This is a genomic window from Bradyrhizobium sp. USDA 4510 (assembly GCF_054059095.1).
Genome location: NZ_JBSSBT010000001.1, coordinates 5,878,396 through 5,892,125, shown reverse-complemented (window position 1 = coordinate 5,892,125; position 13,730 = coordinate 5,878,396). Strand labels below are relative to the sequence as shown.

Sequence of the window (13,730 nt, the reverse complement as noted above, 5' to 3'; positions counted from 1 at the left end):
CAAGCTCTAACCGTGCAATTTTTGTCGAATCGCCCTAAGATATTGCGTAGAAGAAGCTTTTCCTAACCGCGTCCGTTCAGTTTCCACATTAAGAGACGGGCCTAACCGACTCTCGCGACTCGCCCTTCTTCTGATGGGCAAGCGACCTCAGTCACCAAAGACAGTGACGCAATGATTAATGATGCGGGTAAACACGAAGTTAAGCGGCCGGAGCAAAAAAGCGGAAACTTAAGGTTTTCGCAATGAAGGCGCTCGCGGAGCAGATCGGCGACATCGACGGCGTCAATATTTATGGCCGCGTGGTCGGCGTCCGCGGGCTGATGGTCGAGATCGCGGGCCCCATTCACGCGATGTCGGTCGGCGCCCGCATCGTGATCGACGTCGGCGCGGGCCGCTTCATCCCCGCCGAGGTGATCGGCTTCTCCGGCGAGAACGCGGTGGTGATGCCGTTCGGCGGGCTCGATGGCGTGAGGCGCGGTTGCCGCGCGGTGATCGCCAATGCGGCGAGCCAGGTGCGGCCGTCGCCGGCCTGGCTCGGCCGCGTCGTCAACGCGATGGGCGAGCCGATCGACGGCAAGGGCCCGCTGGTGCAGGGCGCCTCGCCGATGTCCTACCGCAACTCGCCGCCGCCGGCGCATTCGCGCAAGCGGGTCGGCCCGCCGCTCGATCTCGGCGTGCGCGGTCTCAATACGTTCCTGACCTGCTGCCGCGGCCAGCGGCTCGGCATCTTCGCCGGCTCCGGCGTCGGCAAGTCGGTGCTGCTGTCGATGCTGGCGCGCAACGTCGATGCCGCGATCTCGGTGATCGGGCTGATCGGCGAACGCGGCCGCGAGGTGCAGGAATTCCTCCAGGAGGATCTCGGCGAGGAGGGGCTGGCGCGCTCGGTCGTGGTGGTCGCGACCTCGGACGAGCCGGCGCTGATGCGGCGCCAGGCGGCGTATCTGACGCTCGCCATCGCGGAATATTTCCGCGACGAGGACCAGGATGTGCTGTGCCTGATGGATTCGGTGACGCGCTTTGCGATGGCGCAGCGCGAGATCGGCCTCTCGGCGGGCGAGCCGCCGACCGCCAAGGGCTACACGCCGACCGTGTTCACCGAATTGCCGAAGCTGCTCGAGCGGGCAGGGCCGGGCACCGGCGACGGCACCATCACCGCGATTTTCACGGTGCTGGTCGACGGCGACGATCACAATGAGCCGATCGCGGACGCGGTGCGCGGCATCCTCGACGGCCATATCGTGATGCAGCGGGCGATCGCCGAGCGCGGCCGCTATCCCGCGGTCAATATCCTCAAGTCGGTGTCGCGCACCATGCCGCGGTCGGCCGACCCCAACTTCCTGCCTTACATCAACAAGGCGCGGCAGGTGATGGCGACCTATGCCGACATGGAGGAATTGATCCGGCTCGGGGCCTACCGGCCGGGTTCCAGCGCGGAGGTCGACGAGGCGATCCGGCTGCATGAGCCACTCGAGGCCTACCTGCGCCAGGCCAAGGACGAGTCCACCAGCCTTCCCGACGGCTACCGGCAACTGGCTCAAATCCTGTCGGGTTTGGAAACGGAACGCTAACTTTGTCAGGCCATCATCGCCGGCACACCATAGCTATGCCGGCGGGGCCCAGCGGGGAGCCGGCTCTGTCCCGCGTTCAGATTTGGGACTTCTGGGGAGTATGAGTCGATGAAGTCACGTGAAACGCTGATCCGTCTGAAGAAATTTCAGGTTGACGAGAAGCGCCGTCGGGTTACCCAGATCGAAGGCATGATCGCCGACTTCCAGCGCATGTCGGTCGAGCTCGAGCGCGAGATCCAGACCGAGCAGGAGCGCGCCGGGATCAACGACCCCACGCACTTCGCCTATCCGACCTATGCCAAGGCCGCGATCCAGCGCCGCGAGAACCTGACCCGTTCGGCCGACGAACTGCGCGCCCAGCTGGACGACGCCAAGGCGCTGCTGTCGGAGGCATTCGAGGAATTGAAGAAGGTCGAGCTGCTCGACGAGCGCGACCAGGCGCGCGAACGCGCGGAGGAGAGCGCTCGCGAACAAGCCGACATGGATTCGATCGGCCTGATGCGGGCCCGTCTCGGCGTCATCGCCTGAACCCTCGCTCCCTCCGCTGACCAGATTGAGAGCCCGGGCCGATCGCCCGGGCTTTTTGCTGGGCGCTGTCCACAAGCCGCCGACTTGCCGGCCACTTGTTAGCCCCTTGGCGGATCGTGGTGTCCCAAAATATGCTACCACCGGTCAGGACGGATGATCGGCAGCACGGTGGCAATGACGCGATGGGGGATCGGGGCTTGGAGGGCGCAAGATGCTGACGCCGGCTGAGCTGGTCTGGCTGATCGCCGCCGTCGCCAAGGGGGATGAGGCCGCCTTCGAGCGGCTGTACGCCGCGACCCGCGCGAAACTCTTCGGCGTCGTGCTCCGTATCTTGCGGCGACAGGACCTCGCCGAGGAGGTCATTCAGGAGGCTTACGTCAAGATCTGGAACAGCGCCGGGCAGTTCAACCCAGCCCTGTCGTCCCCGATCACGTGGATGACGTCGATCGCGCGCAACCGCGCCATCGACGTGGTGCGCAAGCGCGGCGAGGCCTCGCTGGAGGAAGAGCCGGCGGCGATGGAGGTCGCAGCCGACCAGCCCGATCCGCTGGCGCGACGGGAGATGACGGAAGAGTTGAAGCGATTGCTGGAGTGCGTCGGTCGTCTGGAGCCGGATCGTCAGAAGCTCGTGCTGCTCGCCTATTACAACGGCTGGAGCCGCGAGCAACTCGCCGCAAAGTTCGAGACGCCGGTGAACACGGTGAAGACCTGGCTGCGCCGCAGCCTGATGGATATCCGGGAGTGTCTTGGACTCTGATTGATGGCCTATAGCGAAGACCATATCGCGCTCGCCGCGGAATATGCGCTCGGTACGCTCGATGCCGAGGAGCGCGCGCAGGTCGAGACCATGATGGCCGTCGACAGCGAGTTCGCAGCGCTGGTGCAGGCCTGGCAGTTCAGGCTCGGGCCGCTGAATCAGATGGTCGGCCTGGTCGAGCCGCGTCCGGTGGTCTGGGACAACATCAAGGCGGCGATCGGCCCCACGAGCGCGCCGCAGGCGCCGCTGGTGCTGCCCGAGACGCCGGCCACGACGATGACGCCGCCGCCTTCGCCAGTCACAGACGATCCCGAATTCGGCTCGGCGTTCGATCCGGAGCCTGCGCAGTCGCCCGAGCCCCGGAGGCTGCCCGAGGCCCGACCGCCGCGGGTCATCTTCGACGAACGCAACGTGACCGCGCTGACGGGCCGCGTGAAACGCTGGCGCGGCATCGCGTCGGCCGCGACCGCGATCGCGGCCGCGCTGCTGGTGACGCTCGGCCTGCAGATCTACAAGCCCGACGCCTTGCCGAATGCGATCCGGCCGAAGCCGCGCATCCAGACCGTCGAAGTGAAGACGCCGGCGCCGGCGTTGACGCCGTCGGCGCAATATGTCGCGCTGCTGCAGGGGCCGAATGGCGGGCCGGCCTTCATCATGACCATCGACGGCGCCACCAAGAACTTCACCGTCCGCAAGGTCGGCGCCCCGTCGGAGCCCGGCAAGAGCTTTGAGCTCTGGCTGATCTCCGACAAGCTGCCGCAGCCGCGCTCGCTCGGCGTGATCGGCGCCGATGATTTCACCGCGCGCCCGGTGCTGTCGGGCTACGATCCCGACGTGATCAACGGCGCCACCTACGCGGTGACGGTGGAACAGGCCGGCGGTTCGCCGAACGGCCAGCCGACCTCGGCGCCGATCTTCACCGGCAAGCTGATCGAGACCGTGCCGGGCGCGTCGGCTTCGCCGCCGCGATAGGCCGGCCGCCCATCGTCAGAGGTTGCCGATGGTGGCCGTCCGTCATTGCGAGCGCAGCGAAGCAATCCATCCTTCCGCACGAGCGGTGACAGTGGATTGCTTCGCTGCGCTCGCAATGACGTGGATAAGATGTCGCGTCGACCACCCGCAAAAAAGAAAACGCCCGTGGGGAGCGGGCGTTTTCGATAGTCAACTTGGGGGTAGTTGGGGGTCTTAAATATCCACGCAGCGACTTTGGGGGGCTGTAAAGAACACTACGTGAATTCGTGAAACTCTCCTGTTAGCGGACCAGCGAGTTGCTGGAGCTGGTGATCGCGACGGGCTTGCCGGCCTTCATGACCCGCGCCGTCTGCGTGTATCCCTCATCCGACGAATTATGTGCCGCGATGCCGAAACCCGCGACCAGGATACCGGCGAACAACGCCACGACCACAATCTTCAGGTGCGTCATACGATCGGCGCTGTAGATCGAGTGGTTCATGGAAGTCTCCTGCCGCCTTCCTGCTCTCAGTAAATCTGTCGGTTCGGTCTGTTGTCCGGTTCAACGTCTCGTGCCCCGCTAACGTAGGATTTGCCGATTCCGTTCCCTAGAGGCCATCACAAGGCCGTGATGAGACGTGATCGGGCGCGATCAAAAATGACCCTTTGGTAATCCAAAGCGCATTAAAGCTATTTAATATCAGTGTCTTGGGATTGTGCTGGGATGCTGCATCCCAGATAGGGCCGTTCCGGACCTGTCTGCATAAATCAGTTGCCTGTGGCGAGAAAGCACAGACGAAAACCCAAGTGATTTGCGGCCGCTAGCGCGTTTTCGCGCGAGCTGGACGCCCGTCCCGCGTGCAGAAAACGCTCCGGAACAACAGGCTCTAGACGCTGCCGACCGTCTTCAGCCGGGCCCTGGGATGGATCTCGGCTTGCGACAGGACGGTGGTCTGCGAGCGGAACCGTTCCACCAGTGAGCGAACGAACGGCCGGATCGCGGCCGACGTCACCAGGACCGGCGCCTCGCCCTCGCGCGCCGCCTGCTCGAAGGCGTTGCGCACGGCGGTCATGAACTCCGACAGTTTCGAGGGCTGCATCGCCAGGCTGCGGTCGTCGCCGGTGCCTACGATCGACTCCGCAAACGCCTGCTCCCAGCGCGCCGACAGCGCGATCAGCGGCAAATAGCCGTTCGGCGAGGTGTTTTGCGCGCAGATCTGGCGGGCCAGCCGGGCACGGACGTGCTCGACCATGGTGGCCGGATTGCGCGAGAACGCCAGCGCATCGGCGATGCCTTCGAGGATGGTCGAGAGATCGCGGATCGAGATGCGCTCGGCGAGCAGCAATTGCAGCACGCGCTGGATGCCCGACACCGTGACCTGGCCCGGCACGATGTCCTTGATCAGCTCGCCTTGCTCCTTCGGCAGGTCCTTCAAGAGCTTCTGCACCTCGCCGTAGGACAACAGGTCCGCCATGTTGGTCTTGAGCAGCTCGGTCAGATGCGTCGACAGCACCGTGGCGGCGTCGACCACGGTGTAGCCCTTCAGCGCGGCCTCTTCCTTCAGGCCGGCGTCGACCCAGGTCGCCGGCAGGCCGAAGGTCGGCTCGATGGTGTGGATGCCGGGCAGTTGCACCTGGTTGCCGGCCGGGTCCATGACCATGAACTGGCTCGGCCAGATCTTGCCGGTGCCGGCGTCGACTTCCTTGATCTTGATGACGTAGCTGTTGGCTTCGAGCTGGACGTTGTCGAGGATGCGCACCGCCGGCATCACGAAACCCATCTCGATGGCCAGTGAGCGGCGCAGCGCCTTGATCTGCTCGGTCAGGCGGTCGGTGCCGTCGGGGCCGTTGACCAGCGGCAGCAGCGCGTAGCCGAGCTCGATCTTGAGGTCGTCGATCTTGAGCGCGGCGGCGATCGGCTCCTCCGCGGCCGCAGCGGCGGCGGCCGCGGCTGCAGCAGGGGCGGCGGCTGCTGCCGTTTCGGCCGCCTTCGCAGCCCGCTTCTGCTTGCGTGCGTTCCAGGCTAGCACCGCGGCGCCGGAGCCCAGCGCCAGGAACGGCAGCGTCGGAATGCCCGGCAGCAGCGCCAGCACCAGCATCACGCCGGCCGACATGCCGAGCGCCTGCGGATAGCCGGAGAGCTGGCGCATCAGCGCCTTGTCGGCGGCGCCGGTGATGCCGGCCTTGGAGACCAGGAGGCCGGCGGCGGTCGACACGATCAGCGCGGGCACCTGGGTGACGAGGCCGTCGCCGACCGTCAGCACGGTGTAGGTGCGGGCGGCTTCGCTGAAGGAGAGGCCCTGCTGGGCGACGCCGATGATGATGCCGCCGACGATGTTGATGCCGACGATCAAAAGACCGGCGATGGCATCGCCGCGGACGAATTTCGAGGCACCGTCCATGGCGCCGAAGAAACCGCTCTCGTCTTCCAGCGCCTTGCGGCGCTCCTTGGCGGCCTTCTCGTCGATCAGGCCGGCGGAGAGGTCGGCGTCGATCGCCATCTGCTTGCCGGGCATCGAGTCCAGCTGGAAGCGTGCGGCGACTTCGGCGATGCGGCCCGAACCTTTGGTGATGACCACGAAGTTCACGATCACCAGGATCGCGAACACGATGATGCCGATCACGAAGTTGCCGCCCATCACGAAGTTGCCGAACGCCTCGATGACGTGGCCGGCGGCCGCCGTGCCCTCATGGCCGTGGCTCAGGATCAGCCGGGTCGAGGCCATGTTCAGCGACAGCCGCAGCATGGTCGAGATCAGCAGGATGGTCGGAAACGACGAGAATTCCAGCGGCGCCTGGATGAACAGCGAGGTCATCAGGATCAGGATCGAGACCGTGATCGAGACCGCCAGGAAAAGGTCGAGCACGATCGAGGGCAGCGGCAGGATCAGCACCACCAGGATGGTGAGGACGCCGATCGCCAGCGCGATATCGCCGCGCTTCAGGATGTCGCCGATCTCGCCGAGGCTCGGCAATCCGCTCTTGCCTGCCGTGCCCTGACCCGCCGTGACGTCGACCATGGTAGCCGCTCTCCCCCGCGACTGGCGGCTGCGGCCGCCAAGCGTCTGCGCGACGGCCGCAGGGCCGCCGTTCCGAAAGTGAGGCACCGCGCTGGCGTTCACGGGGATCTCCACCCGTTAGACGCGTTCGACGACACTCGACTTCACTCGGCAATTCTTGCCGGGTGTATGGTTAGCAAAGGGTTAATAAGGGCTTTCGCGCGACCGCACGGGTCGTCGCAGGCGCCGGCAGGGGGATTCGCGGCCGGGGTGAGAGGGCCTCGTGGTCAAGATGCGCCGCCCTCACCATGAGGGTCCAGACCAGGATTTTGCCCCGCAACAACGCGTCATCCTGATGAGGAGCCCGCCAAAGGCGGGCGTCTCGAAGGATGGCCACGGATGAGGCCGCAGGCCTTGCGGCCTCTATCTGAGCGCACCGAGCACGACGCCCGATGCGGCGATGATGCCGAGCGTGATGACACTGGCGCGCCACAAGAACTGCTGCCGGGCGGCGCGCCGGTCATGAAAGGCCAGCCAGTCGTGGACAAAGCCCGCGGGGATGTCGAACACCACCGCCGACTTGTTGCGACGGTGCGTTTCATGCTCGCAGTACATCGTCCGGACCGTCGGCACGCCCAGCCGCTCGAGCTCGCAGTGCCACTCCCAGGCATGCTTGCCGTTGGTCCAGCGATTTTCAAAGGGGATCACGTGTGATTCCATGACGAGCCTCCTGGCCCACCCTTGAACCTCACGCGACAAGTCTAGCCGATTTCATGGGCTGGCGCGAGATTGACGCCGCACCGGGGCTCGTGCCCGTGCGGCGCGATGGCGGTAACTCGTCCGGGCGCCATGGAGCGTCCCCGGCGGCCCTGCGCCGGGTCCGCCCGGCGGTGCAGAGGCCCGCTTTAGGCGGGCTCAGTCCAACTGCGCCAATGCGTCGGTTGAACATGGACGTGGTCATTTGAACCAACGACCCAGTCGGCGCCGTCCTTGTGGCAGGGGAACACGAGCGCATGGACCATTCCATCATAGTCCAGGACACAGACTTCGAGATCCCGGTCTGCTGGCGCAGTTGAAACGGGTAGCCATTCTGCGGGCAAGGTATGCATGATGTACCTCCGATGAAATGCATGCGGTTCTCTCGGTGCGACGGCCGGGGGCGTGGGGCATCTGGCTTGACGCCAGCACGCGAGCGTCTGTCGCTCGTCAGTTCCGTCACAAGCAGCGCTGCCGGCCTGCGACGCACAATCCACCGTCCGAACGATCTTGGCACGGATGACGATTGGCAAGTGTGAACCAGCTCGCACTGCTTTCAATCTTCTTCGACAGGATGATCGCCGTCGCGCGATCGATATTCCTACACGTCCGGACACTTTCTCAAGTCGTATGCACGAGCACGATCAGTCCCGCCACAATCAACGCGGCGCCGGCGGCATAGCTGAGGCGGTGGCCGACCGGGAGCAGCTTCTCGCAGGCGACGTAGACGGTGATGCCGACGATCCAGAGCAGGTTCATCACGCCGCCGACGAACAGCAATGCCATCAGGAACCAGCAGCAGCCGAGGCAATAAAGGCCGTGCCGCAGCCCCATGCGCAGCGCACCGGCCGTGCCCGGTCGCCAGTGCCGGCTCAGGAACAGCACCGGGCTCTGGCAGTAGCGCAGGCAGGCGCGCTTGAGCGGCGTGAACTGGTAGAGCCCGGCCAGCAGCAGGACGCCGCTGGCGAGCGTCGCGCTGGTAGCAGCCATCGCCATCGACAAGAGGCCGGCGAGGTCGAGTTGCCATTGCGCCAGCGTCGCGGCGAGGCTAAAGCCGGCCCAGATCGCGAGATAGCCGCACAGGAAGATCCAGGCCTCAGCGAAGGGAGAGGGCGTTGCCGATTGCTTGCGCTTCAGGGCGGCGAACAGCAGCACCATCGGCGCGACGCTCGAGATCATCATGGCGACCATCATCGTCAACCACATGACGAACACCAGCACGGCATAGGAAGGCGTCCATGGCGTCGGATCCATCGGCATATCAGCCATGCTCATGTCGATGCCGGCGCCGGCCAGGAGATAGGCCCAGGCCAGCGCCATCACCGCGGCGATGCCGCCTGCAAAGATCAGGCGGTCATGCCGCAGGACGTTTTCGAGCGCCGATGTCTCGCTCATGTTGGGATCCCAGCAGCCGAACGGCCGAACCGCGCCCGGCTGTGTCAGGCCGCGACGCCGTCCGGCGTCTGCACGACGTTGGCGAGCGAACTGTGCGAGCCCTTGGTCTCGTACTTGATCGCCCCCGTCGAGCGGATGTTGGAGGAGGCCACCTCGGCCCCCCTGTGCTCGAACCCCTCCGGCATCACGACCTGGATGCGATGCGGCGTGCCGGTGACAGGATTCTTGATCGGCTCGACCTCGGTCTCCAGCACGCCCTTGGCGACGAGCTTGGCGACGCGCCCGTTCTTGTCGAAGGAGAACTCGATCGGCACGAACACCGGATCATGGATCTTGGTCACGATCAGGCTGAAGATCTGGAACAGCGTGCCTTCGGCCGAATTCTTGCCGGACAGGATGTTGAACAGCGCTTCGCGCTGTTCCGCCGTGGCGCGCTCGTCGATGATCGGCTGCATCTGCCCGTTGCCCTCGTGAAGCGCGCCGGGAAAGTCGACGGTTGCCGCGAACACCAGGCCGTCGAGCTTGGTGCTGCCGAAATGCCCCTTGGTGATCCGCATGCCGACCATGCCTTTGCAGGAACCATGCGTCGGCAGCGCATTGAAATCGCAGGGGCAGCCAAACGCACAATTGCAGTTCTTGATCCATTCGCCTTCGAGACGCCAGTCAGAAGCCATGGCAAACCTCCATATGACTGTCGGTGATCAATGCAGGCGCTTCAGAATGCCTTCCGCTTCAAAAAAACCGGATCAGTTCAAGTAGGCCGGGATCATAGCAGCAACCGGTCCGGCGGTACAGGAAGCGCTGACGCCCGATCGCCCAAACATCGCCGCGGCGGCGCACGGAGGCGCCGATCGGGGAGGGAGGACGGACCGGGATTGAACGTCCCAGCCTCGACGTCAGACGAAATACCGAGCAAGTCGCTTCGTGTCGGGGGATTCCATGACAAGCCAAGGAGACCGTGCGGCGGCGACGACCGGCAAACCCTGGATTGGTGGTTTCGGGGCTGTCGCGGCTGTCACCCTTTCCGTCGCGACGGGTGCTGCCGCAAAGCCTCCGGGCCAGGACGCCGCCATGATGCGCATGCTGGCGTGCGACGGCGAAGGCGTCAGGATGGAGGTCTATCTACCGCTATCGGTTGCATTGGCAGGCCAAGGCCTGCGCGCCGGCCAGACGGTGATCGGCTACTACGCGCTCGACCTGACCGAGGCCAACAAGGGCAAGCCGCTTGAGCCGGTTCGCGTCACGATGAGCGCGGACAAGAAGATGGTGACCGTCGACCAGTACACAAGGGGACTGCCGCCGACACAGATTCCGGTGGGCGGGGGCACGGTCGATTTCGATCAGCGGTTTGCGAAACGCGCCGAATGCGGCCCGTTCCAGTCGCAGGACCCGAACTTCGGGAATTGATGCGACGCTAGCCGCGCGCGAATCCGCCGCGGAGCGTGCCGTTTCAAGGGGCGGCGTCCCCTTGCTGGCGCATGCCTAATCTCTCGGCAATGTGGCTTGACCCGGAGGCAAATGCCGACGAAGTTCCGCCTGCCGTGGTAATTTCTTCTGAATTTTCCCCTGAAGTCGCTACGTTCATTCCCGACTCGCGCCGGGCGTGGCTGCGCCTTGTCGTGGCCGTGGTGATCGGCTCGCTCGGCAGCGTCGGCATGTGGTCGGTCGTGGTGGCGCTGCCGGCGGTGCAGACCGACTTCGGCGCGACCCGCGGAACGGCCTCGCTCGCCTTCACCATGGTGATGCTCGGCTTCGGCCTCGGCCAGGTCGTGACCGGCAAGATCAGCGACCGCTACGGCATCGTCGCGGCGATCGGCGCCGGGATCGGCATCCTCGGCCTCGGCTATGTCGGCGCCGGCTACGCGCCGTCGATCTGGGCCTTCATCCTACTGCATTTTGCCATCGGTCTGTCGTCGGCGGCGACCTTCGGCCCGTTGATGGCGGAGGCGTCGCACTGGTTCGAGCGCTACCGCGGCCTCGCGGTCGCGATCGCCGCGAGCGGCAATTACGTCGGCGGTACGGTGTGGCCGCCGCTGGTCAATTTCGGCATGCAGAGTGTCGGCTGGCGCACCACCCATATTGCAATCGGCATCTTCACCGCGATCTCGATGCTGCTCGCACTCATGGTGCTGCGCGTGTTGATGGGCGCAGCGACCAGGCGCAGCCATGGCAACGCGGCACCACCGCGGGTCGACCTCAAGCTTTCCACCAACGCGCTGACCGCGATCCTGTCGCTGGCGTCGATTTCCTGCTGCGTGGCGATGTCGATGCCGCAGGTCCATATCGTCGCCTATTGCGGCGATCTCGGCTACGGCGTGGCGCGCGGCGCCGAGATGCTGTCGCTGATGCTCGGCTTCGGCATCATCAGCCGGATCGGCTCCGGCTTCCTCGCCGACCGGATCGGCGGCATCCGCACCCTGCTGATCGGCTCGATCGCGCAAGGCGCGGCGCTGTTGTTCTATCTGTTCTTCGACAGCCTGACCTCGCTCTACATCATCTCGGCGATGTTCGGCCTGTTCCAGGGCGGCATCGTGCCGAGCTACGCGATCATCGTGCGCGAGGCGATGCCGGCGTCGGAGGCCGCGACGCGGATCGGCATCGTGATCTTCGCCTCGGTGTTCGGTATGTCCTTTGGCGGCTGGATTTCGGGCGTGATCTTCGACGCCACCGGCTCCTATGCCGCCGCCTTCGCCAACGGCCTCGCCTGGAACCTGCTCAATGTCAGCATCATTCTGCTGCTCATGATGCGCTCGCGGCAGCGGGTGGCGCTGGCGTAATTCTCGATCACACCGCCTGGCCGGCCCTGAGCAATGAGCAGCCGGTGATCTTCAGGCTGCCGTCGGCCTGCCGCTCCAGCGTGTAGAGCGCCTCCCACGCCTCGCCATTGGCGTCGACGATATGGACGCGCTGTGCGATCCGGCCGCCGTCGCTGCGCGCCTCGCCGAACTCGAAGCTCCTGTGCCGATAGACCGGCGCGTATTGGTTCTGCACCATCGACATGAAGATGTCGGCTTGCGGAAAGATCTGCCGGATCGCCGGCGCGGCATGCGAATAGGCCGCCGCGGCGTCGTCGCGGCCGAACGCCTGCTCCTGCGCGCGGATCACGGCCTGCGCGGCGCCGACGTCGTCGGCCGCTGCGGGAGCGAGCGAGCCGAGCAGAATAGCGACGAACATCAGGATGATGCGCATGCGGTGGCACCGTCGACAGTCGACCTTCCAGCCGCCGCAAGGCTACTCCCGCACGACCACGGCGGCAACGGAGCAGGCGCATTCGGCGGCTGGCTCCGAACGGCCACGCAGCGCGATGTCAGTTGACGCGCCGATGGTGCCGCAGCGCCTCGGCAGTCGGGCATCCGGCGTGCCGCGCATGACGCGTTGCGAATGGCTGCTCGATGGTGACGATCTGGCAACGCGTCGTCGATGCGCGAGCCGGGCAGATGCGCGACGATCAGGTCGCCGATGCTGAGCCGCTTGCGGACGCGCAGGTCGTTGTCGATGCGGTAACTGAACAGGGCATGGATCACGCCGCGGCGATCGCGAATCGCGATCAGCCCGGTCTCGGGCGAGCTGCCGCGGCAGCGCCGGCGCACGAACCGCAGCCACTGATCTGTGGTAATACTGGCATCATGCATGAACACCAGCGGATAGGCCACGATCGCATGCTGATGGTCGATCGGAAGTGCCTGGAATTGCTCGTTCATCGCCGGATTCCCCGATGATGGCGAAACTGCTGGGGAAAGCGCGGCGCAGCATTGATCTGCATCAATGCCGCCGGCGGTTGATCCAGATCAAATCGGGGTTGATAGTGCCACGCACCTAACCAAGCGGACACCCGAAGCCATGAGCATTGCCGAGCCACTGCAGGATTCCTGTGCAGGCGCGACGCGTTCCGACTGCAGGCACGGCCGCGCCACGAATGGTTGCGAGGACTGCAAGGTCAGGCTGTTCAGCGTCTGCGCTGCGCTGGAGCCGTCCGAACTCGAGGAGCTCGACCGGATCAGCCAGGCAAAGCAGGTTCCGGCACGAACGACGCTGTTCGAGCAGAGTGCGCTGGCGGGCAGCGTGTTCAATGTCACCGACGGGGTCGTGCGGCTCTACAAATCATTGCCCGACGGCCGCCGCCAGATCGTGGGTTTCGCGCTGCCGGGCGACTTCCTCGGACTTGCGCTTCAGGACCGCTACGGCGTCACCGCGGAGGCGGTCAACGACGTCGCGGTTTGCCGTTTCGTGCGATCGGCGTTCCTCGCCTATGTCGACGGCAAGCCGCATCTGTTGCGCCGCCTGCATGAGTTCGCGGGGCACGAGTTGAGCCTGGCGCAGGACCAGATGTTGCTGCTCGGACGGCGCAGTGCCGAGGAAAAGATCGCTGCATTCTTGCTCCACATGCAGACGCGATACGCCCGGATCGGAAGCGTGTCCGTTACCGTGCCGCTGCCGATGAGCCGGCAGGACATCGCCGACTATCTCGGTCTCACCATCGAGACGGTGAGCCGCACGCTGACCCGCCTTGCGCGCGAGAAGGTGGTGTTGATCGTGCCCGATGGCGTGCGGCTGCTCGACCTCGAACGGCTCAAGCTGAGCGGCGCGAGCTGACGCTGCGGCGTCGGCTTTTGATCCAGCACAAGGCGATGCGCGCGCAGGCGCGCTAGGTCTCTCCATCACATGCAGGAGACGACCCATGCCTCTCGACACCATCCTCGTCATGATCGCGGTCACCGCGATGTTCGCCACCATTGCCGCCGTTATTGCGTGGGGCGACCGGCAGACGCGCGATCT

General features: G+C 65.3%; 14 protein-coding genes. 8 read left to right on the top strand and 6 right to left on the bottom strand.

What is annotated here, in order from left to right:
* Window positions 1-242 precede the first annotated feature (242 nt).
* The 4 genes from fliI (at window position 243) to ACVMDN_RS27415 (ending at window position 3,825) form a co-directional block, all read left to right on the top strand.
* The gene (gene fliI / locus ACVMDN_RS27430) at window positions 243-1,568 is read left to right on the top strand and encodes a flagellar protein export ATPase FliI (RefSeq protein ID WP_028335735.1); all 1,326 of its coding nucleotides are present in this window, start codon (window positions 243-245) and stop codon (window positions 1,566-1,568) included.
* Window positions 1,569-1,676: 108 nt separating this feature from the next.
* Window positions 1,677-2,096 carry a flagellar export protein FliJ gene (gene fliJ / locus ACVMDN_RS27425; RefSeq protein WP_016848565.1) on the top strand — a complete coding sequence of 140 codons (420 nt, stop codon included), beginning with the start codon at window positions 1,677-1,679 and terminating at the stop codon, window positions 2,094-2,096.
* A 211-nt stretch (window positions 2,097-2,307) separates the two neighbouring features.
* On the top strand, window positions 2,308-2,853 hold the full coding sequence (locus ACVMDN_RS27420; protein WP_028335734.1) for a sigma-70 family RNA polymerase sigma factor: 546 nt from the start codon (window positions 2,308-2,310) through the stop codon (window positions 2,851-2,853).
* Window positions 2,854-2,856: 3 nt separating this feature from the next.
* Window positions 2,857-3,825 carry an anti-sigma factor gene (locus tag ACVMDN_RS27415; RefSeq protein WP_076824378.1) on the top strand — a complete coding sequence of 323 codons (969 nt, stop codon included), beginning with the start codon at window positions 2,857-2,859 and terminating at the stop codon, window positions 3,823-3,825.
* A gap of 280 nt (window positions 3,826-4,105) precedes the next feature.
* On the opposite strand, the gene ACVMDN_RS27410 is transcribed toward ACVMDN_RS27415, so the two are convergent.
* From ACVMDN_RS27410 to ACVMDN_RS27390, 5 genes are all read right to left on the bottom strand, one after another.
* Entirely contained in the window at window positions 4,106-4,306 is a 201-nt protein-coding gene (locus ACVMDN_RS27410) for a hypothetical protein (RefSeq protein ID WP_016848568.1), read from the bottom strand.
* Window positions 4,307-4,691: 385 nt separating this feature from the next.
* Window positions 4,692-6,824 carry a flagellar biosynthesis protein FlhA gene (flhA, locus tag ACVMDN_RS27405; RefSeq protein WP_050383751.1) on the bottom strand — a complete coding sequence of 711 codons (2,133 nt, stop codon included), beginning with the start codon at window positions 6,822-6,824 and terminating at the stop codon, window positions 4,692-4,694.
* A 402-nt stretch (window positions 6,825-7,226) separates the two neighbouring features.
* Window positions 7,227-7,523 carry a hypothetical protein gene (locus tag ACVMDN_RS27400; protein ID WP_028341258.1) on the bottom strand — a complete coding sequence of 99 codons (297 nt, stop codon included), beginning with the start codon at window positions 7,521-7,523 and terminating at the stop codon, window positions 7,227-7,229.
* A 657-nt stretch (window positions 7,524-8,180) separates the two neighbouring features.
* A complete protein-coding gene (locus tag ACVMDN_RS27395) occupies window positions 8,181-8,954 on the bottom strand; it encodes a DUF2182 domain-containing protein (RefSeq protein WP_076824374.1) in 774 nt (257 codons plus the stop codon).
* Window positions 8,955-8,998: 44 nt separating this feature from the next.
* Complete coding sequence (locus ACVMDN_RS27390) at window positions 8,999-9,628, bottom strand: DUF1326 domain-containing protein (protein WP_057015186.1); 630 nt, start codon at window positions 9,626-9,628, stop codon at window positions 8,999-9,001.
* A gap of 250 nt (window positions 9,629-9,878) precedes the next feature.
* Between ACVMDN_RS27390 and ACVMDN_RS27385 the strand changes: the two genes are divergently transcribed.
* Together ACVMDN_RS27385 and ACVMDN_RS27380 are read left to right on the top strand one after the other, a co-directional pair.
* Window positions 9,879-10,361, top strand: coding sequence for a hypothetical protein (locus ACVMDN_RS27385; RefSeq protein WP_456843660.1), 483 nt, complete (start codon window positions 9,879-9,881; stop codon window positions 10,359-10,361).
* Between the two features lie 134 nt (window positions 10,362-10,495).
* Entirely contained in the window at window positions 10,496-11,731 is a 1,236-nt protein-coding gene (locus tag ACVMDN_RS27380) for an MFS transporter (protein WP_076824390.1), read from the top strand.
* 7 nt (window positions 11,732-11,738) lie between these two features.
* On the opposite strand, the gene ACVMDN_RS27375 is transcribed toward ACVMDN_RS27380, so the two are convergent.
* Window positions 11,739-12,143 (bottom strand): DUF4864 domain-containing protein, encoded by a 405-nt coding sequence (locus ACVMDN_RS27375; protein ID WP_076824372.1) that lies wholly within the window; start codon window positions 12,141-12,143, stop codon window positions 11,739-11,741.
* A 203-nt stretch (window positions 12,144-12,346) separates the two neighbouring features.
* On the opposite strand from ACVMDN_RS27375, the gene ACVMDN_RS27370 reads away from it, so the two are divergent.
* Together ACVMDN_RS27370 and ACVMDN_RS27365 are read left to right on the top strand one after the other, a co-directional pair.
* The gene (locus ACVMDN_RS27370) at window positions 12,347-12,673 is read left to right on the top strand and encodes a hypothetical protein (RefSeq protein ID WP_456834831.1); all 327 of its coding nucleotides are present in this window, start codon (window positions 12,347-12,349) and stop codon (window positions 12,671-12,673) included.
* Window positions 12,674-12,794: 121 nt separating this feature from the next.
* Entirely contained in the window at window positions 12,795-13,547 is a 753-nt protein-coding gene (locus tag ACVMDN_RS27365; RefSeq protein WP_057015183.1) for a Crp/Fnr family transcriptional regulator, read from the top strand.
* The last annotated feature ends 183 nt before the right edge of the window (window positions 13,548-13,730 follow it).

Bases quoted from the DNA above. Each gene is read 5' to 3' on its own strand.
- ACVMDN_RS27420 (WP_028335734.1), top strand. From the start codon at position 2,308: ATGCTGACGCCGGCTGAGCTGGTCTGGCTGATCGCCGCCGTCGCCAAG.
- ACVMDN_RS27395 (WP_076824374.1), bottom strand. From the start codon at position 8,954: ATGAGCGAGACATCGGCGCTCGAAAACGTCCTGCGGCATGACCGCCTG.
- fliI (WP_028335735.1), top strand. From the start codon at position 243: ATGAAGGCGCTCGCGGAGCAGATCGGCGACATCGACGGCGTCAATATT.
- ACVMDN_RS27400 (WP_028341258.1), bottom strand. From the start codon at position 7,523: ATGGAATCACACGTGATCCCCTTTGAAAATCGCTGGACCAACGGCAAG.
- ACVMDN_RS27390 (WP_057015186.1), bottom strand. From the start codon at position 9,628: ATGGCTTCTGACTGGCGTCTCGAAGGCGAATGGATCAAGAACTGCAAT.
- ACVMDN_RS27365 (WP_057015183.1), top strand. From the start codon at position 12,795: ATGAGCATTGCCGAGCCACTGCAGGATTCCTGTGCAGGCGCGACGCGT.
- ACVMDN_RS27415 (WP_076824378.1), top strand. From the start codon at position 2,857: ATGGCCTATAGCGAAGACCATATCGCGCTCGCCGCGGAATATGCGCTC.
- fliJ (WP_016848565.1), top strand. From the start codon at position 1,677: ATGAAGTCACGTGAAACGCTGATCCGTCTGAAGAAATTTCAGGTTGAC.
- ACVMDN_RS27410 (WP_016848568.1), bottom strand. From the start codon at position 4,306: ATGAACCACTCGATCTACAGCGCCGATCGTATGACGCACCTGAAGATT.
- ACVMDN_RS27370 (WP_456834831.1), top strand. From the start codon at position 12,347: ATGGTGACGATCTGGCAACGCGTCGTCGATGCGCGAGCCGGGCAGATG.
- ACVMDN_RS27375 (WP_076824372.1), bottom strand. From the start codon at position 12,143: ATGCGCATCATCCTGATGTTCGTCGCTATTCTGCTCGGCTCGCTCGCT.
- flhA (WP_050383751.1), bottom strand. From the start codon at position 6,824: ATGGTCGACGTCACGGCGGGTCAGGGCACGGCAGGCAAGAGCGGATTG.